This window comes from Candidatus Hinthialibacter antarcticus (assembly GCA_030765645.1).
Taxonomy (GTDB): Bacteria; Hinthialibacterota; Hinthialibacteria; order Hinthialibacterales; family Hinthialibacteraceae; genus Hinthialibacter; species Hinthialibacter antarcticus.
In genome coordinates this window covers 158,458-185,126 of sequence record JAVCCE010000059.1, presented here as the reverse complement: position 1 = coordinate 185,126, position 26,669 = coordinate 158,458, and the positions used below count along the sequence as shown (strand labels likewise).

Genomic DNA, 26,669 nt, shown 5'->3' with positions numbered 1-26,669 from the left:
TCGAACTTAGGCGAGAATTTCCCGTCTCGATCACGCAGCAGGTATTTGATCGATGCATCGTTCTCATTTAAGTACCAGCAAAATTGGCGGGCTTTCTGCTCAACCCATTCGGATTTGGGATTGGTCGTACAACCTGCGTAATAGACTTTCCGGGTTTCCAAATGGATAAATACAAGCGCCCATAAAAACTTCTTTCCAAATAGACTGAAGACTGGTTGGCAGAAGAAATCACAAGCCCAGAGAGTTTCCATCTCACGCTGTACAAACCGATGCCAAGCAGAATCTTTGCGGCTATAAGGATCAGGTACGCCCTCCAATTTTAGGATGCGTCGAATCGTTGAGCGACCAACGCAATGACTCAGCTTTAAGAGTTCCCCTTTGATTCTTGTATACCCCCAGGCATTTTCAACGGCCAAGCGTATAATCAATTGCCGAAGCGTCTCTGGAATACGAGGCCGACCGACTTTCTTTGGCCTGTAATCTGGATCGTCAAACTCACGTTTCCAACGCTGGAAGGTTTTATATGTAACGATGCCTATGATATCTTTGATTGATTTTCCAAGAGGTAGACCATAATGGAGCAGTTTGGTGCGTTCTTGGGGCGTGGTCATAATCTTGAAATCGCACCGACTTCGTAGTATCTTGTTTTCCGCCTTGAGATACTGGACCTGCGCCGTCAATAATTGATCTCGTTGCCTTAGAAAGGTCATGAAAATAAGATAAAACCAATGGATCAACAGAAAACCTCCTTGCTTTTTAAATCAAGATTGGTGAATGATTTAGAGGCGGCCCAAGGTTTTGAAACAGCGCTGAAACGAGCCATAAACGTAACATAAAATAGAAATGGGCTCTAGATCATAGAACCCGTCATTCTCTGCCCTTCAATTTGTAATGTTAAATCAATCGTATCTATCCTCTCATACGAGAGTTAAGTTCCGTATCGTACATGGAACAGGAAGAATGCGGTCTACAAATACGATAAGAGATTATGGACGAGATACAATCATATAAAGACGAGTTGGTGCTCTGCGCCCAAACGGTACTTGGTCAGATGTTTAACACCGAGACATCTGTTGGCGAATCTGCCGTCGCCAATGAAGACCCCGACCGGGATGCAATCGGCGTCGCGATTCGCGGCAGCCTAAACTATTGTCTGATCTTTCAATTTTCAGGTGAATTGTCTCAGCATCTATGGAACCAACAAGAATCAAACTCCGTTCCATCTAAACAAGAGCATATCGATCTCTTATCTGAAGTATCCAACCAAATCGCGGGGAGTTTTAAACGCATATTATCAAGCAAAACCGATCTTGATCTTCGATTGTCGCTTCCTCAAACGCTAACCAAAGATGAAATGCCTGTGACAGACGGTGAGAAGCGTCATGAATCAATCAACTTTTCTAGTGACCACGGTTGTTTTAACCTTCTCATTCAAACCATCACTTCGGAAATAAAGGACAAATTCATGAGGTTTTTGATTGTTGATGATGCGCAATTCATGCGGAACTTGATTCGGAAAACCTTAACCAAATATGGCTATTCAGATTTCACCGAAGCCACAAGCGGAGATGAGGCGATTGACGCCGCATCAAAAGAAGCCTTTGACATCATTCTGATGGACTGGAATATGCCTGTGCCGGGAATTGATGCAGTGAAAGCAATCCGAAGCATGGGGATCAAGACGCCCATTGTGATGGTCACGACAGAAGGTGAAAAGATGAAAGTGATCAAAGCCGTTCAGGCTGGCGCCAATAATTATTTGATCAAACCGTTTACGCCAGATCAATTGAAAGAAAAAATCGATCAGGTAGTCAATAAATAACCCTCAATCTCTCTTTTGATAATAGGCGCCTTTTGCATATCGATTCTTATCCAGCGCCCAAGTCCCGCCAGGAAGGTTCTCCATTGATCCGATTAGCAGATACCCTCCTGGACGCAAGCGATTAAAAACATGGCCCAACGAATGAGACTTGTTTTGATCCGAAAAATAAATCATCACATTTCGGTAAAAAATCACATCAAAATCGCCGTATATATTCAGTGGCTTCATCAAATTGTGTGGATGAAAAGTGACCTGGTTTCGCAAGGCCTCATCTAAGACCCAACCATTGTCTGTTTTTGTGAAATATTGTTTTCGGGTTTCATCTGGCATGCCTCGTTCGATGTCAAACGAGCTAAAGCAGCCTTTAGGCGCTTCTTTGACGAGTGTTGGGTTTAAGTCAACCGCAACGATCTCAAATCGGTCCTTATTCACTTTCGGGTTCGACTTGCAATACGTCTCAATCGAAATTGCGATCGAAAAGGCTTCTTGGCCTTTTGCTGATCCCGCCGATAAAAAGCGAATCGGTTCCATCAGTGGACGTGACGAGATTAATTGAGGCAGTATGACTTCGCTTAATATCTCAAAGGGATGTCCGTCTCGAAACCATTGGCTTTCGTTGGTCGTTATGAGTTCTTTTATTCGGTTCGTTATTGTTATTGGCGGGCTATTTTGCAGTAGCAAATAGAATTGATGAAACGAGGTCATTTTTAGTTCCCGCAACAATGGCCTCAATCGTTCGGATAGTAAATAATCTTTTTCTTTTTCAATCCAAATTCCATATTGGGAAACAAGATAATCGCGTAAAAGAAGAAATTCTTCATTCGAAAGAGAAATTAAATTATTCATTGCCTAATTCACCATCAGGTTTCAATAATGAAGAAATTCGTTTCGCTATTGATGCCAAGGGAAGAGTCTCATTTGATAATCCCGCTTCAATAACCGCTTTTGGCATGCCATAAACAACACAAGTGTCCTGCCGTTGGGTTAAACAATAGGTATTTGTTTTTTGTAATTCCTTGACTCCTTCGCGCCCGTCAACTCCCATCCCTGTAAGAACGACCGCCAATACATGACCATTAAATTCTTTAGAAAGAGATGTAAAAAGCACATCGGCTGACGGGCGGCAATTATTGACAGGCGGTTCAGTGGTCAAGCGGAGTCTTAGCGGGAGCTGGCCGTTCATTGGATGATGAAGCCGTTTCACTTTCATGTGAAATCCACCAGGCGCGATATAGACCGAATTCAGGTCGATATTTCCACCGTCTTTTGCTTCAGTGACGAATAATTGAGAATGATTGTCTAAATTGTTTGCTAAGTTCCGTGTGAATTCAGCCGGCATGTGTTGGACGATTAAGATGGGGACGCCGAGGTTAGCGGGCAAGTTTGGAATGATGGTTTTTAGCGCATCGGGGCCGCCTGTTGAACACGCGATTGCGACCAAATCAAAAGGTTTTTGTTTTGTTTTTGCTTTTGCTTCTTTCTCGGATGTTTGAATTGAATGAAGGGTGCGTTGAGTGCGATAATAAGAAAGAAATCCACTAAAAAAAGATGAGTAATAACGCTCAAGTTCTGAATGTGAAGCCGCGCTTTTTTTGAAGAGAAATTCGACATATAAGCCTGAAGAGATGCGTTTTTTTAATTCTCTGCATTCCATAGAACTAGAGCAGACAACGATCCAACTCAGATTGGAGTATTTCTGAATCGTAGATTCAAGTTCGCTCGTAAAGCCAGCCTCTTGTTCCAAGAGAATAATATCACAATGAGTAACAACGCCGGTTTCGATTGGGTTTTGTATTTCTATAAATTGAATATTGGGAATCGTTTCAACAATAGATTGGACAATCGTTTTAAGGGTTTTGTCTTGGCAAGATATAGCAAAAGTGATTTGGGACATCTATCGTTAGCAATTCTTACTGTTTTATTCAGAAGGCTCATTCTATAAATCATCAAAAATCGATTTCAAACTTAGGATAATTAAAAGGTGTTTTCCTCGATTCACAACCCCTTTAACATAACTTCGTTCGATCGAATCAACGCTGGGAGGCAAAGGGCTGAGAGGTTCTTCAACTTCGATAATATCTCCGATCAAATCAATATTCAGCCCCAGGTTTTCATTTGCGGCTTCCCATTCTAAATGGTCTTGTTGCAAGCGGCGTTTTTTTAAATCACTTTGTGATTTCAACAAAATTATTTCAGGTGATTTTGGTTCAATACGAACAGGAAGTTTTAAAATTGACGCCAAATTAAGGACCGTGACAATCTGCCCGCGCACATTGACGAGCCCTTTCACACACGCCGGGCTTTGGGGAATCGTAGTAATCAATTCGGCGGAAAAAATTTCTAACACATTCAAAATATCGATTCCAAATAATTGCTTTTGAATTTGAAATGTGACGAATTGCTTCATGGCCTTGGTCCTCCAGTTGCCTGTAACATGCTGTATGGATCGACCATTTGAATGAGTTTCTCATTCCATAGGCACGTTCCAAGAATTCCAGGAGCGGGAGTACATGGTGGTTTCAGTTCCGCCGGCAAGGCCGCATGGTTGATGATCGTCGACGCCAACAGCCCGAAACGTTGTGAAGCGTTTTGATTATTCGGTTGCGGGCGAATTATGATCGCAAACAGTTCATTCTGGTTGGAGGGCAATGGACGGATCGGGCAGTCGTTTTCTAATCGAAATACTGGAAGGCCGTCCTCACGAAATGGGACAAATTCATGTTCGCCTATCTGTTGTATGCTCTCACGGAATACGGGTTCGATTCGTATGATATGTTCAAAGCCAATTGCAAAGTATTCGTCTGGATCAACGCAAAAAACCAGACTGGGAACTTGGGCTTGCTGTACGATGGAGGTTTCCTTAGTCGTAATATTGCGATACGGCTCAATTTCATCAAACTTAAGATGCGCATGGTGGGATAACCCTGAAATATCCAATATTAGAATGACCGAGCCGTCACCTAAAATTGAAGCGCCGCTAAACAGGGCCGATGAGCGCGCATAAGACGAGAGCGATTTAACGACAATCTCTTCGGTATCAACAATTTGGTCAATCAATATTCCATATTGCCGGTCTCCGTCTCGCACAATTAAAATTGCGGCCTGGTTGGTCTCGATATTTCTCCTGCGATTTTTGTGTTTGTCACGCAATGTTCGAAATACTGACATTGAGTAATCAAGCGGCAGATTGATTTCTTGCCGTGAGTCTACCCAGGTTTGACGCCGGTCTGGAAGCCATTGGGTTTCAGAGTTGTCCCAATACATACGCGGGGCGTCGATTAAATCTGATAGTGAAACTAACGGGTAGAGACTTTCGCGCAGGCGCAAGACCAAATCATTGTTGATCTGGTAAATACATTGCGCTATATCATCGCTTTCTAAAACAACCAATTCGACTAAATTAATGTATGGAATCGCAAAGCGTTGTCTCCCGGTTTCGACAATCAGCGCTGACATGATCGAGACATTTTGCGGCAACGCGAGTTGAATTGTTGTGCCGCCGCCCTTAACCGTATCAATATCGATTGCGCCGCCTAACTTTTCAATGTTATGCCGAACAACATCCATGCCGACGCCGCGCCCCGATACTTGGGTGATTTTTGATGCGGTTGAAAATCCAGGAGCAAATATTAAACGAACTAATTCTTTGGTAGGAAGCCGTTCGGCTTCTTCACTTGAAACCAGTTTTTTTTCAACGGCTTTTTTGCGTATGACTTCTGGATCAATTCCTTTTCCATCGTCAACGATATTGATATAAATCTTGCCGCAACGCTGCTCGACATGGATTCCAATATTCGCCTGCTCCGCCTTGCCCTGCTGCAATCGGACTTCTGGGGGCTCAATCCCGTGATCGGCGCTGTTACGCAAAATATGAACAAGCGGGTCTGTCAGCAACTCAAGCACGGTGCGGTCAAGTTCGACTTCATCGCCAGAGGTTTCAAATTGTATTGGCTTGCCAAACTGCTTTGATAAATCGCGAATCAGCCTTCTAAACCGGGAAAAAGACGAGCCGATCGGTTGCATCCGGGTTTGCATAAATGATTCTTGGATTTCAGATGTGATAAAATCGAGGTTCTTGAGTAATGGTTCCAGGCCGTCAACCTTTTTCTTGTGCTCATCTAATGTTTGCAGCAAGCGGTTCCGAACCAGTACCAATTCTCCCACCATATTCATAATCTGATTGAGTACGCTCAAATGAACTCGAATATTTTGGGGTTCTGATGATTTTGACGCTTGAGAATTCGACTGAGACGGCGCGGTTTTGGTTACGCTTTCTGTTTGATCACTTGCAGGGGCTTCTTGTTTTTGAATGATGGCGGATTCTTGTTTCTTTTGTGAAACTTCGGGCGCCGCGAAAAGCGTTTCTATGGTCATCTGTCGAACACAACCGGACGGCAGATCGACGGCGGCTTCTGTCATTTCAGGGTCAAGCACAGTTGCATAAAGCAGTTTGTAATCGGTGGGCAACCGCTCGAGTTCGCTGGATTGGGCGACATCAAAATCAGAGGCGATTACTTCCCCCATTGTGATGAGAACGTCTAAGAAAGAACTTAAATTTTGGGGTTCAAAATGGTCGGCGGGCAATGTGAGTTCATAGAGTAATTGGCCTTGATTGACGGCTTCTTCAACGGCTAAGCGGTCGCATTGCAGGGTCGTTGTTTGAGGCGCTGCTGATTGATCGTCAGCAGCAGCGGTTTTGTCGCTCTGATTTTCTAGAGACTCTAACCGTTCAAGTTCAATCGTGCAATCAATTGCAGAACAAGCAACGTCGCCATTCAGCATGGCGTTGAGCATTTCTCGCAGGCGATCAATGCCTTGTAACAATAGATCCAGCAAGTCTGAAGTGAGCGGCCTCTCCCCATCGCGTACGGGAATCAAGGCTTGCTCCATCTTATGCGAGAGTTGCTTCAGTGGTTCCGCCGGCATAAAACCCGCGCCGCCTTTGATGCTATGGATGGCGCGGAATATCTTATTAATTGTATCAGGACTGGTTGAATCAAGATTGCCCTCCAACGACATGAGGTCAGGCTCAATGTCGTCCAAGTGCTCCATGCTTTCATTGGCAAATTCTTCAATGGACGCTTGGTCAATAATCTCTGACACAGCACTCACCTTTTACGGTCAAACCGTAGATGCATTTCATGTCGAACACAGTGATTACAGTTGAAATTTTTTCACTAACAGATTCAGCTGTTCTGAGACTTCCGTCATCTGCCTCATCACGGGCAATGCTTCATCCATTTGCTGTCCAACAGAATCAGATGTTTCTGAAACCGAGTGGAAATTGTTGACCATTTCGTTCATGAACTGTGAAAGACTGTTCGCCGACCGGGCAATCTCACTGATTCCTTGTACCAGTTCGCCTAAATTAAGTGAAATTGAATTGACTTCGGAAACGCCTGTTGTCACGCTTTTTGATATTTCATTGATCCCCAGCGCCGCCTCATGGATGTTGTTCGAGATGCCTTCAATTTCTTCCGCCACGTTGTTGATGTTCTTCGTAATCACATTTGACTGGTTGGTTTGAATGTCAACGGAGGAGGCAATTTTACCAAATGTTTTGTTGATTTTTTTGACGATGTCAACGATATCTGTGATGTCCTGGATCGACTCACGAGACTTAAGTTGGATGTCTTCAACTTGTGAACGTATCTCTTCGGTTGATTCCGCTGTCTGGCGGGCGAGCTCTTTTACTTCATTTGCGACAACAGCAAAGCCTTTGCCCGCTTCACCTGCTGAAGCCGCTTCGATGCTGGCATTTAAAGCGAGAAGATTGGTTTGAGAGGCAATGGAACGGATAATTTCAACGACCTTGCTGATGGATTCTGCGGAGCGTCCGAGCAATTCGACATTTTGAAATGTGCGGGTTGCTGATTCCGTCGCTTGGCTTGAAAATGTAACGGCCTCCCCCGCATCATTCGATATTGCTTCCATTGCGGATGAACTTTCGTTGACCGATTTGGCGATGCGGTTCACATTTTTAGAAATGGTATCCGCCGATGAAGCCATCGAATTCATGTTTGCTGAAGATTCTTCAACCGCCGCAGCAATGCTATCCAGATTTTGCGAAATACCGTTTGACGATTGAGAGACCGAATTACTGCTGACGCTGATTTCTTCAATCGCCGCCGCCATACCATTGATTCTGCTTTGAATTTCCTGCGCCGATTGCGACGCCTCTGAAGAAATTTCATTTAATGACTTCATTTGATCTGTTACAGTGCCAGACTGATTCGACATGGTTTCAGAAAACTGTAACACCGATAGAGATGTCGTAGAAATATCTGTAATCATCTCTTTTAAACGGGTCCTGATTTTTTGTACGGCTTGAATGAGTGTGCCCAGTTCATCTTTGCTTTGGTTCATATCTTCAAGATGAGAGTAAGAGTCTTCAGCCAGGTCGCCTGAAGCAAGCATATTGACTGCACTAACTGTCGTCTGAACTTTTTGGGATATCGACCGGGTGAAGAGTAAAGAGAGCCCAATCGCGAAAAGAAAGCCAAGAACCGAAACAGTGATTAAAGTTTGCATCGACTTCCAAATCGGGCCAATAATTGCCTGTTCTGACTTTCGTGTGATTAGTAGCCACTCTCCAGTTGGAATGAGCGATGAGGCGTAATAATATTTTTTCTGGTCGATTGGATCAATTTCTAAAAGTAGATGCTTTTCGTTCTTCTTCTGAATAAAACGTCCAAATAAATCTTTATATGGAGTATCATCTACCGCTTTTGTTCTTAACTCTATAGCGGAGTCTTGTTGATTTGTGTTTGTAGTTGCTTCGACAAATTTCCCTCTTGAACTGATAAGAAATAAATCGACGCCCTCTTCATTTGCAATATCTGATAAGGATTGAATAATGTCATCTAATGCGCGGTCGACGCCGGCGACTCCCTTAAATTGATTGTTAATCACGATGGGGTAGGTTTGTTCGACCAGCATTTTGCCTTCATAAACATAAGGCTCAGTAATCATGTATTGTGGTTTATTTTTTTCTAAAAACAGCGCTTTGCAACCGTTATAAAAAAGGCTGTCGACTAGATTGAACAAATAGTCCTGCTTGATTTCGTCAGGGTTCTCAATGGTTCGATACCAATACGGCGCATACCGTCCGTCTTCTCGTATACCAATTTTAGTGGCGGATGTTACTGAAAAATCATCCTGCAAATGAACATCGGCATTCGGCTCATATCCGAAGTAGGTCCCGGTAAATTCTCGAAAATTTTCCAGTACATGTCGAGTGAATACAAATGATTTTTCTCGTTGCCCAAACAGACCGCTTGATTGGGCCAACGCCATGATTTGGGTGGCTTCAACTGCGCGTGAATTGCCAATTTCTATTTTGAAAGCAATGTTATCAGATAGTAACTGCAGTTTGTCTTCAAAATCAATACGAACTTGTTGAAAGAATAGGTGATTATTATATAAAAATAAACAACCGAGAATCGCTAAAATGGGCAACACAACATAGGACAGAATTTTCCCGCTTAAAGAATTCAAAATATTCCGATTAGACATCATGCTCTCCTGGTTGCAAAATTAAAAAGCAACCTGTAATGAGATACCGCTCAACCGTGATAATGATGATTAGAGCCAATAGAAATTGCTCTCAATGAATAAATAATCAATCGTCATGTCATACATTTAGACAATCGATGCCAAACAGAAGTCTTTAAAACATAAGTCAAAAGATAGACTCCCTCATAATCGTTATCGGGAAACTCTTATAAATTCTTTAATTAAAATCACTTCAATATGGATGTGGGAGACCGGGGGGGGGCAATGTCATTGACTTAAGAACACCAAAGCCCTTCGACAGTGTCATTGCGAGGAGGCCAAAGGCCGACGCGGCAATCTCACCCATCAATAAAGCGAGATTGCTTCGCTTCGCTCGCAATGACACACACTATATTCCGGGCAAAATTGCGATCTATTTGCAGATCATGGCTTAAGTCAATGACATTGGGCCGGGGTGGGGTGTAAATATGGGGTTCGTCTTTTTTGCTTAGGTTTTCTGTCCGCATACTTCTAAATACGGACAGGAGGCCAAATTGATTTGATAAGAATGCTTGACAAAAAATATCTTTTATGAGATGTTTCAACTCGTTCAGAATCCTGTTTTTTTCTTTATTGAATGTGGAAAATACTCTCTAAGTTGGCCCGTTAATGAAACATGAAAAATTCTTCTTTCATAAATACCGAAATTACATAGTTTTCACACTATTCATCATTTCCATTCAACTGACATACTCACAAATTGATAAACTAGAAATTGGACCCTTTCAACTAGGGGGCGCCGTAAGATCGAATATTTTTTATAAAGATTGGAGCCATTCAAGCCGAATTGACCCTGACACAATTCGCCTAAATTTAGACTATGAATGGCAGCAGTTCATTGGTTCGGCTGAATATCGTTACTACTACTATACAGAATCCGATCAAGATACCAGCATGCTCCATCATGGCTGGCTGGGATATCGGCTGTCTGATCGTGATGAGATTCACTTGGGCGTTCATCAAGTTCCATTTGGAATTATTCCCTACGCGTCTCACAACTGGTTCTTCCAACTTCCCTATTATGTCGGCTTGGAAGATGACTATGACTTGGGACTAAAATACATTCATCAGGCAGACAATTGGGACCTTCACTTAGCCTATTACCTGGAAGATGAAGGCCATTATCATGGAAAAAGCAACGACAGCGCACGCTACTCCTATGACCTTGTTGCAGAAGGCGTCTCACAAAATGTAGAAGAAAACCAGTTAAATCTTCGATACGCTTATACATGGGAACATGCGGAAAACCATAACACTGAGATCGGCGTTTCGTTGCAACTTGGCAAGGTACACAACCGAACAACGAACGACGATGGCAACCAATACGCCGCTGGACTTCATCTAAACGAAACCTGGAACCAATGGAACCTTATGGTAGAAGTTATTCGCTATGAATATTCACTACGGAACCCGCCAAGAGTGAGCAATGATTTTGTGTTGATGGGAGCCTATGATTTCCCATACGAAATTGCAAGCCGCGCCAATCTGTATACGGTAGGGCTTAGCTATACGATACCAATTGAACCCACTTATATTGATTCGATAACGCTTTACGATGATTTTAGTATTCTTGATAAGGATCAATCCGGCTTTTACGATAGTTATCAAAATGTCATCGGCGCTTCAGTCTCTGCCGGAAACTTTTTTATTTACTTTGACGCCGCCTTTGGAAAGAACCATCCCTGGATTGGCCCAATCTGGACTGATGGATTCTCATCAGGCGGAGACGACGACTGGTATACCCGTTTCAATATCAACATCGGGTTTTATATCTAACACGCTTGCCAAAATACAGTGCGATAAGCGCTCGAAGGGCTCCGCGATAGAACAGAGGAAACTTCGGCGTCAGGCCGCTCAAAAACTTGACGCCGCTCATTCCTTTTAGCAAGAGAAGCATTCGCTGGTGAAACGGACGCGAACTCTACGGGAGCGCAACTCGCCAGGGATAGCCGGTTGGGTGTGCGGCGAATAGTTGCGAGAGGCGGATGGATCGCTCCGCCTCCAACCTTGTTCAACCATTTCGAGCATTCCCCCATGCCTAAAAAAACTCAACTACCATAACTCGGACTACCTAACGCAACGATCCGAATATTCCAATTCACGCTGAACCAGGACATTAATGCTTAACATACTCCTTCACCAAATAATCCAGATGCTTTTCATTGATCACGAAGAAGTGGTTCAAGCATTCACGCTTTAATGAAGCCATCATTTCCTGCCCTTCAATTTGTAATGTTAAATCAGTCGTATCTATCCTCTCACAGGAGAGATACGTTCCGTACCGTACATGGAACAGGGAGGGATGGTTTTGATGGTGCCGTATATATTCTCTTTAAATTCCTCAAAATAATGCGGCTCACTGCGGCACGGTATAAATGCCCCATTTATCATGAAATATTTTTTGGTCTTTTTTGATTTGATCGTTGGTTTTGTCTTGTACATCACGGCTTAATTGATGATGGATCATCACGCTTTGCGGACAATATAAAACTTTATATCCATTCAACCGCAAACGCATTCCCAAGTCCGTATCCGTACAATATTTCTCATACCTCGTTTCAAAACCGCCCATCTGATTCATCAATTCACGCCGCATAAAACTAATGCAGCCATAGTCGCATTCACGCACCCAGCGAGTTTCCGGGCATTGTTCCGGCGTACGGCCTCGCCCGATCCACCCCTTGGCGCCGTAGACGGTGGGTAATTCGGGATATTTCAAACTGCGTACGCCGTCAATGACGCCCATCGACTGTATCGTACCATCTGCTTCCAATATCAAAGGCGTTGCGGCGCCGCATTCTGGCTCATTTTCTAATAAGCGAATCATCGCGATCTCCCAGCCTTTGTATACATCCACATCATCAGTCAGCCCCACGACATACTCGCCATTGCTTAATACGAGTCCCAGATTGACGCTAGGCAGCAAACCGCGCCGCTCTTCTCCATGAAGCAAAAAGACATGTGGGGTTGCTTCAAACAGGGTTTGTAATTCCTTATCACTGCCATCAGAACTATCATCCATTACTATGATTTCGAATGGAACCGAAGCGTTTTTGATCAAAACTTCAATACACCGCTTCACCGTTTCAAACCGGTTGCGCGTTGGCAAGACTATTGAAACTTTAGGCGCATCGGCGCTGCGCTGCAGGTTAATTTGTTTACTTTCTTCGAGCGCTGCATTCCAGCCTAAAGACATTTGATGAATTTCTTCTGCGCCGTGAGGAAACAGCAATTGAAATAATTTACCTAGATAATTGGCCAACTGAATTGCCCATTCGTCAAGACAAACATCGCCGGGGAGCGCAATCATCTTAACGGGGAGGTCAGCAAACTCCATTGGCGAGCGGGTAAAACAAGCAACGGCGATTTGTTTTTTATGGGCGGTCCTCAGCGTATTTACAAACTCAGAGGATTTTAAGTTATCGGCAATCGCCAGACAGATATCGTTGCTCCGCCCGGCGCGGCCCAGCGTGTAAGTTGCAATGCGTTCATCGGGAGCGGATGAGACGGCGACAAGCGGGCCTGCGTTCTTTGGAAAGCCGCTGATTGATCGTATACGGCCCGCCATCACGTCAGGCATGGCGCCCATTCTTTTATCGCCGAGTAAAACAACGCGCCCCTGATTTTCAAGCGCGTAGACGATGCGTTGAGAAATGGCCGTCAAATGGCCAGCAGGAACGCCAAAAGGCCCTGCAGATGCGGCGCACAGCGCCTGCAATTCGCTTTGAATTTCAGAAATTGATCGCATAAACATGCGTTTCCTGTCTAATCAATATTCCCTTATTTAGAAAATTATTCCAACCCTTCGTCGCGACGGGAAACGATGGGGTTTTGAATTGGCCACCAGAGATCAAGTTTGGGGTCGTTCCAGAGTATTGTAAATTGGCCTGCGCGGTCATAATAGGAAGATTGTTTATAGTGAAACATAGCGGATTCGCTTAATACCAGATGGCCGTTGCCGAATTTTGGTGGGATCAAAACTTGCAACCGGTTTTTGTCTGACAACGTGAATGACTCCCATTGGCGGTATTGTGGAGATGTTTCATCCCAATTCACAACAACAAGATAGAATTTTCCTTGCAAACAGGAAACCAGTTTCCAAGTATTTTGGTCGCCATGCATGCCTCGCAATACATGTTTTGACGAAATGGAAATGTCGTCTTGCTTAAATTCAATATCAATTCCCGCTTGGTGAAATAATTCTTCATTATAAATTTCAACATACTCGCCGCGAAAATCTTCAAAATTCGTCGGCGGCTCAATGAGCATTACGCCATCTAATGAAGTTTTTTTGACTATCATCATTTTCAAATCTCGCAATCATTATAAAAAGAAAATATCTTAATCTTCAGATTACAATTTTAATGGTTTTTGAGTTTTCATTGTACTGATGCGTTGGTACATATCCAGGTATTCCTTATATGTGAGAGTATTATTTGAAATTTGCGGCGCCAGACCATCAATAATTCCATCATAATTAATTCCGGGAATTAAATTCTTTTCTTTTGCAAACACCATTAATTCAATCGCGCAATCATTAAGGCAAAATATATCCATAAAACAAGCCATTTTTAGTATTTGTTCCTGAGTATACGTTCTCCCCCCTTCACAGTCCTCCTGCAAATCACCCACGATATCGCGCATATACAAACTCTGCGCCCAAATCACTTGACCGTTTCTGGACGGCCCCGGAACTGGATTATTTGATATCTCAGGTAAAACGCTTCGCGCATGTCGGTAGGGGCAGATTTCATATAATATGAAACCCAATGAACGTAAGTATTGATCTATATCTGAAAAAACAGGCTGATTGATATGGATAGATTGAATCCATGTTTCAAGGTTCAACGCCAACACCGAATTCTTCAGCATTTTTTCGGCGCCTTGCAGGATATCGAGTTCGCATCCTTCCGTATCAATCTTGATATAATCAATATAGGGGAAGGAATTCTTGCTACAAAAATCATCAAGCGAAACCGTATCCATTTCAATTTCAGAGGCGATTGTCATTGTCTGGTCCGCCTGGCTGATCCGTTTCACCCACTTGGGGTCCGGTTTATAAAATCCGCTTGAGGCGCCAAATTCGGTGAGATAAAAAGTTTTTATTCCACCATCTTTGTGAATCGCGTAAGGATAGAACCGTTCATTCACTTGCAATTGATTTGAATTTAACTGCTTGCATTCTTTCTCGTCAGGCTCAAAACCAATTTTTCGGATATCTTGACCAAAGCAGTTGAGAAATCCTTCAAAGCCGCCCCGCGCTCCTATATCCATTGCAAAAACCGGGCATGACTGAAACAGCCGCTGCTTCGCCGCCGTCATCGCTAATCGGGGATTGTTATTAATTTTGTTTAAACTCATTGCCGTCTCCGAAGTTATATCAATATCATTATAAATTGATTATGGTTGAGGCGAAAATTCATTGTAATTAGAATTTGAATATGCTTTATCAACAAAATCGCCTAATTCGATCATCGCGTTGGTTTCGTTGCTCTTCATTCGTTCCAGTAGCGATTCGACCTGTTGCGTTAACTCTTTTGGGTCGCATCGGCATACATCAAGTATGAAGGATTTCATTATTTTTTTTGTATGGTTTTCGTCTTCCAATGCGTCTAATAGTTCAAGCGCAAAATCATAATAGCTCAGCAACATCGCGCATAAAATCAGCACCATTTTTTGGCGGTCATTCAATGAAATCCGGCGACCTCCTCCTGGCAGCGGATCTTTGAAAAAAACAGCGTCCGCGTAAAATATGCGTTCATTGGATTTTTGTTTTGTTTTGTCAATTAAGCGTTTAGAACGATACGCCATATCAGTAAAACCATAAAACGAGAATCCCTGTTTTCTGAGCAACGATTCAACATCTGAAAACAGGCGCTGCCCTTTGTATATCGGAAAGAATGCGACTTCTGACACGACGGCGACGCAACGCTCGCGCAACGTCCGTTCAGCGCCAAGAAGAATTTCATACTCCGTTCCCTGCGTATCGAGTTTGATGAATTCTCCATAATACTGATTGTTGGGATAGTCTCCATACACAATCGAATCGAGACTTCGCGTTTTGACTGGAACCGTCTCAATCTCTCTCCATTTTTCCATATTGTATCGATGCGTAAATTCATTGTCCGGCGGTAACAGTGAGTGGTTGGTTTCTGTAGAAAGCAAATGCAACTCCGCATCAGCCTCGCTTGCGCCAAGAGCAATAGGAGCAAGATCAATGTGCGCCCACTGAGTATTTCCGTGAAGGAGTTTCTGTAATCGGCTGCATTCTTCCGCATCGGCCTCAAACGCTAAAACTTGAGTCGAACCTGCAATTGGCTCAACCAAAGGGTGCACTCCGCCCCTGGCGCCGATGTCTATAAAGCCAAGCGGAGCCTGTTGAATTGCAGCGCCGAAAGCGTTTTGAGAAAATGCAGCAAAATCAAACCAGTTATTCATTATTTTGTGTTCTTACTTGGCCTAACACACGTTTGTAGTGTTCAGCTTGTTGAAAACCTTTTATCTCAAGATATTGTATATAATATGTTAGATTTTCCGGCGTTGGACAATATCGAATTGAATCCCAAAGATAATAATGGGTCAAATTATCAAATTTCATTCGTTGTTGCGCTTTGTTAAAAAGCTGTTTGCTAATCACTGCATAGTAGTCTTTATTTCGTAAGGCTTTGGGTATTCGTTCGACAATAATTTCTAAGATCATCATAAACCTTGGGTCAAGGTTTGTTAAATTGTAATCACTATACAACTCCCAAAATAAAACGCGCCAGTGAGGATCTAAGGCGCTTGCACAAACGCAGCCATCGTGACCAATCCCGTCATTGCATCGGCCTTTCAAATTCACACCGTCAGGATGCGGCCCGTAACGGTTAGCATTATAAAAATAGCGTACTTGAATCTCTTCTTGCATAAAATCCATAAAACGGTCATAAGCAAATTGCGTCATTTCGCTAAGAGATTGCGTGTTGACAAGCACGTCAAATCGCAGCCCCTTCAGCTTATCGATGAATTGAGTTGGTATGAATATAAAATCATAACTTTCATCAATTTGGTTTATTTTCTCGGCATCATCGACAAGAAGGCATTTTGCCTCAGGAAAATTAGTTGAAACAAATACATACGAAAAATACAAAGAGATATCCATATCTAGCATATAATAAGTCACATCAGGCTGCAGGAGTTTTACGATGCGCGCTAACCCCCCATACCCGCTTCCGATTTCTAAATACGAGTTGCATTTTGGAAGTTTTGTTTGAATACGATAAGCCATACCCAAATGCCACATAAATGCTGTTGATACATTTCGGCCTTGGTACTGCATCATGACTTCAGGAGAAGTATAGGGCGACTCTTGAATTGTTATATCGAAAGAAGATAAAGGCGCGTCATTTTGGGCAAACCATTCAACATAAGAATCAATAATTGAGCCAGCAAGGTGATGCGTATTTAAAGTCGGGAATGAATAGTAGTCTTTTTTTGTAACTAGATCGCATACTTGACTCGCAGTTTGTGAAGTATTGATCGTAGGTATATGAAGTGTTTTTAACACTCCCATCCATAATTCGCTGGGTTCCAATCCTGAGGGATATGGAATTTTTGACATCTTCTCATAAAACTCTTTTGCTATTTGACACGCCTTATCCATTGTCCACCTCAATTAAATTTAATTATTTTACAAATAGAGAAAAAGCCATTCACTTCTATATCATTTATTCAGTTTAGATCAGTTTGCTTCCTTAAAAATGTCATATCGCAGGTCTGTCGTATCTTTGTTTTCCTGATACCACTGTGCGGTTTCGCGAATGCCGTCCTGAATTGAAATTTCCGGTTCGAACCCAATAGAACGGGCGCGCGACATATCCATGATCTTTTTCGGGTCGCCAACCGGCTTGGTGATATCCCACGCGATCTCGGGAGGCTCATCCATACACTTCACAACGGCTTCAACCAGTTCTTTTATGGTCACGCCTTTGCCGCTGCCAAGATTGAAGACGCCGCCCATACCATTTTCGAATGCGATTAACATTCCACGCGCCACATCGCGGGCGTGGATCAGGTCGCGAATTGCAGAGCCGTCGCCCCACACTTCCATCGGGTTCATGCCAGACATGGCCTTACGAATGAGCGATGGGACCACCATGGCGTTTTCACTATCAAAATTGTCATAGGGGCCGTATACGTTCGCCGGGCGTACGATGACAACCTGGTCCCATCCGTGTTGAATGGCGTAGGTCTCCGCCTGTAATTCACAAATTCGCTTTGCCCAACCCGGAAAGCGATCATTATCGGATGGATAAGTTTTCCATACGTCGTCTTCGTGGAAAACCTCTGATTTTGCATAAACGCCGATTGAACTTGTGTACAGATATTTCTGCACGCTCTTACGAAACGCCGCTTCCATTAAATTCAAACTGAATGAAATAGTCGGAAAGAAAAAACTCGCAGGTTTTGACGTTGACACAGCGGGCGAACCTTTGACGCCGAGTAAATTAAAAACGTAATCCATCCCATCACAGGCATCGAGGCAGTTTTGCATGACAGTCATATCGCGCTGCATGAATTCCGCCTTGGGGTGTGCGCGGGAATGATGATCCAGCGACGCGATACGGATATTGGCGCCCTGCTCTACCAGCAGATTGACCAGCTGAATGCCAACCATGCCGGTGCCGCCGGCGACGAGTATATTTTTACCTTTATACATAATGACTCTCCTCTTGGCTGCCAGAGTTGCATTTACGATTTTCAGAAACGATGTTTCGAATAAATTATTTCGTCCATACGTCGCGGTTTTCTTTCCACCACTCCGTTGTCAAGCGAATTCCTTCTTCGGCGTCCACGAGTGGTTCCCACCCTAAAAACGTTTTTAACTTTTCATTATCAAATGCGCGGAAATTAATTGTGGTTGGCCCTGATGAAAGATACTCAACTTTTGCGGATTCATGCCCCGCTGCTTTCAACGCCATCTCAACCACATCGCCAACCCGCACTTGTTTTCCTGTGCATAAATTGTATGTATCAAAACAAAACTTGTCTGAATTCATCATTTCGACGACTGCACTTGCGAAATCAGATACATACAAAACATCGCGCGTAACGTCTGGACTTCCCCAAACCTCATACGGGTCCATTTTATCGACAGCCTTGCGAACCAACGCGGGGATGAAGTGAGATTTGTTTGGATTAAATTTATCGAAGGGGCCGTATATGTTAGCGCCGCGAAGAATACACATTTCCATTCCGTGTTTTATATGCCAATACTTACAAAGTTTTTCGACAAAGCGCGCCACCCAGCCATACCCAAAAAACGCTTCATGCGGTTCAATATTTAAATCTAATTCGTCTTCCTTTATATGACCGTTATATTCTTGATAAAGCGACGCAGAACTGACATAAATTACGCGCTTAACGCCGCCGAGGTGAAACGCTTCTAACAGTTGAGCGTTAATAATCGTATTGTCAGTCACAAAACTGGAAGGCGAAGCGGCGATCACATTCGCTCCAGCGGTGTTGGCGGCCACCATGACGGCGCAGTCGCATCCCTCAACCGCTTTGCGGCAATCGTCTGACGATTTAAGTTCTGCATAGACATATTCAAGCCGCGGGTCTTCTAAAAAAACATCGGTATGTTTATAACGGGTTGCACGAATTTTTGTTTGGGGATAGCGGTCGAGAATGTATTGAATAATGCTGCCTCCTGCGCACCCTGTTCCGCCTGCAATAAAGACTTTTTTTTCATTTAAGTAGGTCATTCTTGCACCCCTCTTGTTGATATTGAAATCGAACGTATGCGATTCATACGAATTTAAGCCGCCTATTATTGTAATTTATTGTCAAACTTCACTATTTTCTCTGCAATGAAACTTTCGACGGCCCCGCAAAAAATTGGCCTGACGTAATATCGCCGATGGGCAATGAGCCGACGCTGCCTTTGGGAAAACAAACATAATGCTTCCCACATGCATAATTAAATGGGTCTTGGTCTCTAAACACCGATTGATAATACGATGACGGTGGAAACACGTCAAAACGCTCTTGAAACATCTGCGTTAGGTTGAACGAATCTGGATTATAGGGATGCCGATCTAAATTATCGCTATATAAGCAAAAACGGAGTTTCTCTTTAGCAAAATCCAGATATTCTTCAATGTGAATCTGGTTCATCTCTTGAAATGAAATTAAATTGATGATTAAACTGATTTCGGATAATTGATTTAGCCATTCTAATCTATAATTTGGTATAAATACATAGTCATAATTTGCGGCTTCAGATATGAAAAAGTCTTCATTCGCTACAGAGGGATCATAAATATAAAATGAACGATCATTGCAATGTTGGGACAAGAAAACCGCTTGATGGAGGAGAAATTCGGGCAAATCAACCAGGATGTAAGTCGCTTTTACATTCAAACCGCTGCTCAGGGAGTACATAAATCCGCCATGTCCTCCGCCAATTTCAACAATAAACTGATGATCTGTGATCTTTTCGATACTTGGCAAGACGCCGCAAAAATACAAATTGCTAATCGCCCGTTGATAGCGGCAGATGGAGTGATTGACTACCTTCCCTTTATATTCAACGCCAATCGGACGAGGCAAACCATCGTTTATCGGCTCACTCGCATGCAAGCGTTCGGGCAATCCATCCGTGAACTGATCGTACAACCCGCGCCGGATGAAGTTATTCACATCGATTTCGGGATATGGGTGCCAATATTGATACAACGCAGCGCTATAAAGTTGAGTATGATAACGCAAATACTTAAACTCGCTGGGAGCCATATCTAACATATAAGCATAAATATTTTGTATTTCTTTCCAAATCGGGCTTGCTTCCGCACGGGGATTTGATTTAGCAATTTCGTTGCGCTCATTCACCATCAAGCGCGCGCAATGTTGTATATGTTCTATTTGCTTTTCGTTTAAATACATACTGGCTCTCTCTATTCTTGGCCATTCATTTATATTACATCCGGCCCCAATTTATACATTATTTCTAATACTTAAGCCAAAATACAATCCGACTGAAATAGAATATATTAGTTCATCAATCGTTGTATTGATAAAATGTACGTTTTCCTAGATCAAAATAATCTTTTCCATTGATGCAATGTGTTTTTTTAGTCAACCTGAATTCAACTGAATTTCGAGGCAAAAACTCTTCCGCCGGAAAACAGGTCCGATGCAACACCAATTGTCCGAATAAAATTGCATCTCCAATGTTTAAATTAAATCGTACCGTTTGCTCTGGATTTGGTTTATCTTCTTCTCTCAAATCAAACTGGTTGGTCAAATAGTCAGGACGTTCGACATGCTGTATCGGTTGTTGATTGGGGCAAAATGAATACTCGACCGTCGGGCGAACCGCCGGCTCATCATCTAACGGTAAAAAGCAAGTAGCGACTTCTTGATGGGCCCGTTTCCCCATTGCTTTCACATACGCCAAGTCTTGATGCCACGGGACGAAACCTTTGTATTCTTTCACCGTCCGTATTGTTGGCGGGAAAATAACCTGATCGTAACTTGGTATTATTTCAGATAGTATTGACAAATCCGCCTCATTCCATACGTCATACCATTCAAAGTTCAATCGTACAGAATCAGATGCAATACCTAGTGTTTCGCCATTTTTTTCACGTTCAGACACTGCAGCTTGCGCATTATTCTTCTTTTCTTGAATCCGTTTACGAAGAGAACGAATTGCGTTTGGTGGAAACAGATTTCTTGCCACAAACAAAAAATTCGTGTCATTTGAATAATAAGATTCGCACGCATTATTCATATCAGGCTCCACACAGTTTCCAAACAATTAGTGAATAACCTTCATGAAAAAGGCTTCCAAAATTCAATCTATTTTTAAATATTATTTCAATTTTTCCTTCCGCTTCCAATTGTTCTAATTTTGGATAAAACCCGGCCAAATAACCGCGCTTATCATGGTAAACCTTCGCCAGATAGTCAACGAGATTGTTATCATCATACGCTTCACGCCAAGGTTCCATATGAACGCATATTGAAGGACGCTGCTGAAACAAGTAGTTTAGGAACGGATCAAAATTCGTCCCCACTTGTTCAAGTCCGCATATCGTTAACACAGCGCTATTTTCAGCCAAACAAAAATTTTGATCGGGATGAAAAAAATCGAACGCGCGTCCATGTAAATTAAATTGATGCGTTCGGGCAAGTTCATTCACCAGATCAACCGCCGATTGCGCCCAATCTAAACCATACAGCGGCTTATTGGGAAATAGTTCATTTAACGCAACGAAGTTATATCCAGTTCCACAGGCAAATTCGTAAATTGAACTTACATTTTTCAAAAACCGCTCAAAAAACCAATATCGGTAAATTTGAAATAATTCCCACTCGAATCGCGGATTCTGCGTTTGTATATAGCGTTGCCGAAACCGAAGCAATGGATTAGGACGAATAAATTTTGGGACGAGAGATTGTAAGTCATTTTGACTATCAACAAACGCATCAAAATTTTCACGCCATCCGTTTTCCCAGTCTTCTTTTCGTTTTTCACCGCTGATGGAAAAATCATCCTCTAAAATCCGGCGAACTACCTGGTGAACTACATTTTCATGTTGTTGAGCGTCTAGTTCTTCATAGGACAAATTAAATTCACGAATGCGACGAATGCATCCATCAGGCAATTCACTTGTTTGAATGCCAATAATTTGAGCAAAATCATTATCGTCCAGACGATATTTCATTCACTAAAGCGCTTTCTTAATGATATAGCCGCCAGGATTAGGGCACCAATCCAGACGCTTTATTTCTATCTGTTGGCCTGCAAAAAACTCATCGACCGCTTTGCTTTCACCTTCCCAGGGCGGGATGCCGTATTCATCGAACAACACGACGCCGCCTGGCACAACCAACGGCCAAAGATGTTCTAAGCCAATGAGCGTGGGGCGATATAAATCGGCGTCGAAATGCAGCAACGAAATTCTCATCCCTGGATTTTCACTTACATATTTAGGAATTGTTTCTTCAATATTCCCTTTCACCAAGTGAATTCGTTTTTTATAAGGGATAAAACGGTCTGCATCAAAAATTCCGATTGCATCTCGCAGAGACTCTTCAAATATGGAACTATTGAAACCGCCAGATTGTTTTGCCTGGTCGGTAATTTTCGCTCCGTCTTTTTCGTCGAATTCGCCAAATCCTTGAAAATTATCAAACCCAACGACCTTCTTGTGTCGATCTCCCATATTACGAATTTCTAAAAAATTCGCCCAAGTCATCAGGGTTGCGCCCCGATAGACGCCGAGCTCGACGATGTCTCCGGGCAAGTCGATAACCATGCGAAAAAATTCATAGTGGGCAAGGAATTTTTTCAGAAAAATACGACGCGTGTATATTTGAAAGTTTCGCCAAATTTCTCGTTTTGAAATGTCATATTTTTCAAAATGCTCTTCGAGCATTTTTTCCACGTTATCATCAACAGGAAAATTCATCCGCCCATCAAACTGTTTTTCATCCATGAGAAAACACCTATTACTCTTTTAGTTGACTGATTGAACCGGCTCTATTCGGTTCATATTCTCACAACGTTTCTCGCTTATGTCGCTATCGTCAGTGTTGCATATCAAACCGGCGGCGCGGATGCGCGCTCCCGCTTCGGCTAAACGCTGATCTTGAATCGCTCTCGGTATTTTTTGATCGAAGTGAAACGCCGGCATGGCGGGAGTTTCCATATATTTGCTTACAAGTACATATCGGGGTTTATAATACAAAACAAAGTCGAGGGTTTTTTGAAAGTCTTCTTCCGTTTCGCCAGGAAACCCAATCAATAAATGCGTATCAATTGCGTTATAATTCAACTCTTTTAACAACTCAAATATTTTCACTAGGCCGTCTCGCGTATAAGTGCGCTTCATATTTTTTAAGACCGAGTCAGACGCAGACTGAATGGGCAGTTGCATGTGAAAGATATCGCCGGCGCGAAGCATTCTTTCCATTTCATCAAAAAAACTAAGAAAGTTAGATGGATTGAATCCCTGCAACCCAAATGTCAAGCGCGAATCATCTTCTCTGAGTGATTGAATTAAACGCGGCAAGGTATAGCCAATATCTTTGCCATAATCGCCGATACAGTCGCCCAACAACATCACTTTCGTAGAGCCTGATTTTTGTACACGTTTTCTGCAAGCATTTTTCAGGTCATCAACAGGAAAACTTCGGAATGGCGGAAATGCCAATATTTCCGCGCAATAAGTACATTGAAAATCACATCCTTCAGCCACAAACAGTTTTATAAATTGATCGACGAATGTTGCATCTTTCGTCGGGTTTTCTTTTTTGAATTTCTCCACATCGTCGCAAAGAGGTTCTTCGCCGTAGTCAATCTGGGTATCACGTAAGCGAGATGCAGACCCAAAGAACGATTCCATCGGTTCTTCATCGCTTCGCCATGCAATGAAACGTCCTGGATATTCATTCACCAATAATTCGCGATCAATATCAGGCAAACATCCAACTACAATTAATTCTGCGCTGTATTCATTTAGATAGCGACGAATTTCAGACATGCTGTTATCGCGAAAATCGCCCCGAAACGCGCATGTCCACAGCAAGACGACATCGCTACAATCGGGGTGTGTGACCAATTCGTGTCCATTGGCCTCTATAAAATTCAGATACCGCTGCACATTGGTCCTACGCATGCCGCACGAATTCAATCCCTTGACAAATACTTTCATCCAATCATCCTCAACACGAATTTTCGAGCGCAATGCTTTGCTGGTTTTGCACCCATTGAGAAATTGAATTTGCGTCTAAACCAATGTCTCGCTGGATGTCTTCAACGGTTCCATACCAGACGCAAAATTCATCCGGGAGCCCATAATATGATGTTCTCAAATTGGGAATTTCGTTTACGGCTTCATATAATCCAAACGAATCGTGCACGACTAATATACGAGTGTTTTTATAGGGTTCTAAAATTTGATGATCGAGCGGTTTTATCGTATGAAAATAGAGAATATTAACATTTAAATTCTCACATCCCTTCATCACGTTTTCAAGAATCGGCCCTGCTGTAACAATCGTGATATCCGCGCCAACGTCTTTGACTACGACGCCTTTGCCAAACTCAACCGGGAGGTCCAGGGAATGTGAATGGTCAGAGAGGCGAAAGTAGGTTGTGTTGCCATTTGTATATTGGCTGCGAAGCAGCGTATCGGTTTCCTTTTTTGAACCAGGCTGAATGACTTCGGCGCCGGGCAGCATTCGGAGTATGGCCAAGTCGGTATAGCAGTGATGTGTTGCGCCGTCCCAAGCATAATCAAACGAAGCGCCGCAAGTAACGATATTGCCTCCAAACTGGTTGTAACACATATCGAGTTTAATTTGTTCGTAGCTTCGCTCTGTTAAAAATGGCGCAATGGTGTGAACAAATGGATAAAACCCTTGTGAACTTAAGCCTGCAGTAATACTGATAAGCGCATTTTCACAAATACCCATGTTATAAAAGCGACCAGGATATGCCCGTTCAAAGTCTTTAAATAAATATCCGCTGATATCGCCAACGACAACGATCACTCGGTCATCTATTTTTGCTAATTCTGTAACAGTATCTTTAAATTGCTTACGCATATATTTTCTCTATGACTGCGACTGATTTAATTCTGTGAGAAGCTGCGCTAATTGTTCTTCGTTCGGCGACTTTCGGTGCCATTCAAACATATTATTTTCTAGTGTCGAGCAACCATTGCCTTTTCGCGTTTTTGTCACGATGACTTTTGGTTGGCTAGAGGGCCGCTGGATCGTTTTGATTACAGATTGCACATCATGCCCATCTACCGTCAAAGCGTCGCAACCAAACGCATGAAATTTTTCTTCAGGATTTGAAATCTGCAAACTTCGCGATTGCGAATGATTAAAATCAAATAACACAGTCAAATTATTCAACTCTAAGTCACTCGCGACTAACAGCGATTCCCAAACCGTGCCCTCATTTGATTCGCCATCGCCTATTAATGTGAATACACGGCGGGACGTTTTTTGGATCTTCATTGCGAGAGCCATCCCAACCGCCAAACTGATGCCATGTCCTAGCGATCCCGTAGATGCTTCGACTCCAGGAATTTTTAAGCGGTCTGGGTGGCATCCAAATTTCGAACGATGGGCCCCGAAGGTGAACACTTCATCAATGGAGAAATAACCAAACTGGGCCAAAGTGCAATACAGAGCCAAAGAGGCATGACCCTTTGATAAGATAAAAATGTCCCGATGGTTCCAATCAGGATTATCAGAGTCATGTCTCATTTCGTTATAGACTGCAACAAGAGACTCAACGATCGAAAAGCAGGTGGGAATATGCCCATGACCGCTATGATGGGACACACGCAATATATTCTGCCGTATTTGATGACAGATCAATTGATTATCGACTTGATCCACAACAGGGTTGTCCATGCCGCCCTCAACTCAAATTAGGTTCCCAATTGCACAAAAGAGATTCTCGATGTCATGGGTAAACGCTCAATTCGCAATTCACTTAAATCAAAGACCTCTTTAAGCGCCACCGTTTCACCGGGAAAAATATCGTCACATAATTCATCAAAAATCAAGACGCTTCCTCGGCTCAGGTGAGGCTTAACCGCCTCTAATGCGGCTTTAGTTGGGCGATAGATATCAAAATCAAAAATTGCCATTGAGACTATTGTTTCAGGATGAGCCTTAAAGTATTCAGGTATCGTCTGAACCGCATCGCCCGCAATTAATTCAAATCGTTTCACATGCGCCATAGGGTTCAGCTGTTCTTGAATCGACAGAATACGTTCTAATGTTGATTGGTAATTCTCAGGAACAGAAAATGAACCGTCTTTGCATTGACAGCGTTCACCGTCTTTTTCATCGACACCTTGAAAGCCGGCAAATGTATCAAATCCGATTATTTTTCGGTGGCGGTTAAATGGCTCTAAAATCCCCCGTAACGCAGAGAGCAATGAGAGCGTCTGTCCCCACCTCACGCCAAACTCCATCACAACGCCATGCAATGGAAGAATTCGCTGATATATTTCATAAAAGAAGAGTAATCGGGATAAATTTTTTGACGTGAGATAAAGCCCTAGATTTGCGAGCAATTCACTATCGGGAACTGCCGTCGATTTAAGCAGTTGGGCCAAATGTCCCTGGGCGTCTAACTCATCGCCGCTGGATAGAACAATGGCGTCGTGTTCACTGAGCTTTTTCATCTAACTTAATCCTCAACACTGCATGGCAAAAAGGATGGATCAAAACAACACTCTCATTCATGTATCGTTCGATGGAGTATAAACTTTAG

Annotated in this window: 23 protein-coding genes; 2 read left to right on the top strand and 21 right to left on the bottom strand. The window is 43.0% G+C overall.

Annotated features, from left to right (window positions below; translation table 11 throughout):
- Nucleotides 1-737, bottom strand: a 737-nt coding sequence (locus P9L94_14745; protein MDP8245340.1) for a hypothetical protein, incomplete at its 3' end; no start/stop codon positions are given.
- 251 nt (nt 738-988) lie between these two features.
- Here P9L94_14745 and P9L94_14740 point away from each other — a divergent pair.
- Nucleotides 989-1,822 carry a response regulator gene (locus P9L94_14740; GenBank protein MDP8245339.1) on the top strand — a complete coding sequence of 278 codons (834 nt, stop codon included), beginning with the start codon at nt 989-991 and terminating at the stop codon, nt 1,820-1,822.
- 3 nt (nt 1,823-1,825) lie between these two features.
- Here P9L94_14740 and P9L94_14735 read toward each other — a convergent pair whose 3' ends face one another.
- From P9L94_14735 to P9L94_14715, 5 genes are read right to left on the bottom strand one after another with little or no spacing between them, the layout of a single operon-like run.
- Entirely contained in the window at nt 1,826-2,668 is an 843-nt protein-coding gene (locus tag P9L94_14735) for a protein-glutamate O-methyltransferase CheR (GenBank protein MDP8245338.1), read from the bottom strand.
- Nucleotides 2,661-3,716, bottom strand: coding sequence for a CheB methylesterase domain-containing protein (locus P9L94_14730; protein MDP8245337.1), 1,056 nt, complete (start codon nt 3,714-3,716; stop codon nt 2,661-2,663). Before P9L94_14730 ends, P9L94_14735 begins: the two co-directional genes overlap by 8 nt.
- A 42-nt stretch (nt 3,717-3,758) precedes the next feature.
- Nucleotides 3,759-4,229, bottom strand: a complete 471-nt coding sequence (locus P9L94_14725) for a chemotaxis protein CheW (GenBank protein ID MDP8245336.1) — start codon at nt 4,227-4,229, stop codon at nt 3,759-3,761.
- The gene (locus P9L94_14720) at nt 4,226-6,925 is read right to left on the bottom strand and encodes a chemotaxis protein CheA (protein MDP8245335.1); all 2,700 of its coding nucleotides are present in this window, start codon (nt 6,923-6,925) and stop codon (nt 4,226-4,228) included. Before P9L94_14720 ends, P9L94_14725 begins: the two co-directional genes overlap by 4 nt.
- Before the next feature lie 54 nt (nt 6,926-6,979).
- Nucleotides 6,980-9,340, bottom strand: coding sequence for a methyl-accepting chemotaxis protein (locus tag P9L94_14715; GenBank protein MDP8245334.1), 2,361 nt, complete (start codon nt 9,338-9,340; stop codon nt 6,980-6,982).
- Between the two features lie 930 nt (nt 9,341-10,270).
- On the opposite strand from P9L94_14715, the gene P9L94_14710 reads away from it, so the two are divergent.
- Nucleotides 10,271-11,152 carry a hypothetical protein gene (locus P9L94_14710; GenBank protein ID MDP8245333.1) on the top strand — a complete coding sequence of 294 codons (882 nt, stop codon included), beginning with the start codon at nt 10,271-10,273 and terminating at the stop codon, nt 11,150-11,152.
- Between the two features lie 580 nt (nt 11,153-11,732).
- Here the strand turns inward: P9L94_14710 and P9L94_14705 are convergent.
- The 15 genes from P9L94_14705 to P9L94_14635 form a co-directional block, all read right to left on the bottom strand.
- A complete protein-coding gene (locus P9L94_14705) occupies nt 11,733-13,124 on the bottom strand; it encodes a glycosyltransferase (GenBank protein MDP8245332.1) in 1,392 nt (463 codons plus the stop codon).
- 44 nt (nt 13,125-13,168) lie between these two features.
- Nucleotides 13,169-13,681, bottom strand: coding sequence for a dTDP-4-dehydrorhamnose 3,5-epimerase family protein (locus tag P9L94_14700; GenBank protein ID MDP8245331.1), 513 nt, complete (start codon nt 13,679-13,681; stop codon nt 13,169-13,171).
- Between the two features lie 48 nt (nt 13,682-13,729).
- Complete coding sequence (locus P9L94_14695; protein MDP8245330.1) at nt 13,730-14,650, bottom strand: FkbM family methyltransferase; 921 nt, start codon at nt 14,648-14,650, stop codon at nt 13,730-13,732.
- 126 nt (nt 14,651-14,776) lie between these two features.
- On the bottom strand, nt 14,777-15,814 hold the full coding sequence (locus P9L94_14690) for an FkbM family methyltransferase (GenBank protein ID MDP8245329.1): 1,038 nt from the start codon (nt 15,812-15,814) through the stop codon (nt 14,777-14,779).
- Nucleotides 15,807-17,018, bottom strand: a complete 1,212-nt coding sequence (locus P9L94_14685) for a putative sugar O-methyltransferase (GenBank protein MDP8245328.1) — start codon at nt 17,016-17,018, stop codon at nt 15,807-15,809. The genes P9L94_14690 and P9L94_14685 overlap by 8 nt, the downstream gene beginning before the upstream one ends.
- Nucleotides 17,019-17,096: 78 nt before the next feature.
- The gene (locus P9L94_14680) at nt 17,097-18,074 is read right to left on the bottom strand and encodes an NAD-dependent epimerase/dehydratase family protein (GenBank protein MDP8245327.1); all 978 of its coding nucleotides are present in this window, start codon (nt 18,072-18,074) and stop codon (nt 17,097-17,099) included.
- Nucleotides 18,075-18,138: 64 nt separating this feature from the next.
- Entirely contained in the window at nt 18,139-19,122 is a 984-nt protein-coding gene (locus P9L94_14675) for an NAD-dependent epimerase/dehydratase family protein (GenBank protein MDP8245326.1), read from the bottom strand.
- Nucleotides 19,123-19,213: 91 nt separating this feature from the next.
- Entirely contained in the window at nt 19,214-20,302 is a 1,089-nt protein-coding gene (locus P9L94_14670) for a putative sugar O-methyltransferase (GenBank protein ID MDP8245325.1), read from the bottom strand.
- A 115-nt stretch (nt 20,303-20,417) separates the two neighbouring features.
- Nucleotides 20,418-21,152 (bottom strand): phytanoyl-CoA dioxygenase family protein, encoded by a 735-nt coding sequence (locus P9L94_14665; GenBank protein ID MDP8245324.1) that lies wholly within the window; start codon nt 21,150-21,152, stop codon nt 20,418-20,420.
- Between the two features lies 1 nt (nt 21,153).
- Nucleotides 21,154-22,089 carry a class I SAM-dependent methyltransferase gene (locus tag P9L94_14660; GenBank protein MDP8245323.1) on the bottom strand — a complete coding sequence of 312 codons (936 nt, stop codon included), beginning with the start codon at nt 22,087-22,089 and terminating at the stop codon, nt 21,154-21,156.
- A 3-nt stretch (nt 22,090-22,092) separates the two neighbouring features.
- Nucleotides 22,093-22,863 carry a TylF/MycF/NovP-related O-methyltransferase gene (locus P9L94_14655; protein ID MDP8245322.1) on the bottom strand — a complete coding sequence of 257 codons (771 nt, stop codon included), beginning with the start codon at nt 22,861-22,863 and terminating at the stop codon, nt 22,093-22,095.
- Nucleotides 22,864-22,884: 21 nt separating this feature from the next.
- Entirely contained in the window at nt 22,885-24,081 is a 1,197-nt protein-coding gene (locus P9L94_14650) for a radical SAM protein (GenBank protein ID MDP8245321.1), read from the bottom strand.
- 10 nt (nt 24,082-24,091) lie between these two features.
- Nucleotides 24,092-24,976, bottom strand: coding sequence for a hypothetical protein (locus P9L94_14645; GenBank protein ID MDP8245320.1), 885 nt, complete (start codon nt 24,974-24,976; stop codon nt 24,092-24,094).
- Between the two features lie 9 nt (nt 24,977-24,985).
- Nucleotides 24,986-25,798 carry a transketolase gene (locus P9L94_14640; GenBank protein ID MDP8245319.1) on the bottom strand — a complete coding sequence of 271 codons (813 nt, stop codon included), beginning with the start codon at nt 25,796-25,798 and terminating at the stop codon, nt 24,986-24,988.
- 17 nt (nt 25,799-25,815) lie between these two features.
- Nucleotides 25,816-26,580 (bottom strand): TylF/MycF/NovP-related O-methyltransferase, encoded by a 765-nt coding sequence (locus P9L94_14635; protein MDP8245318.1) that lies wholly within the window; start codon nt 26,578-26,580, stop codon nt 25,816-25,818.
- Between the last annotated feature and the right edge of the window lie 89 nt (nt 26,581-26,669).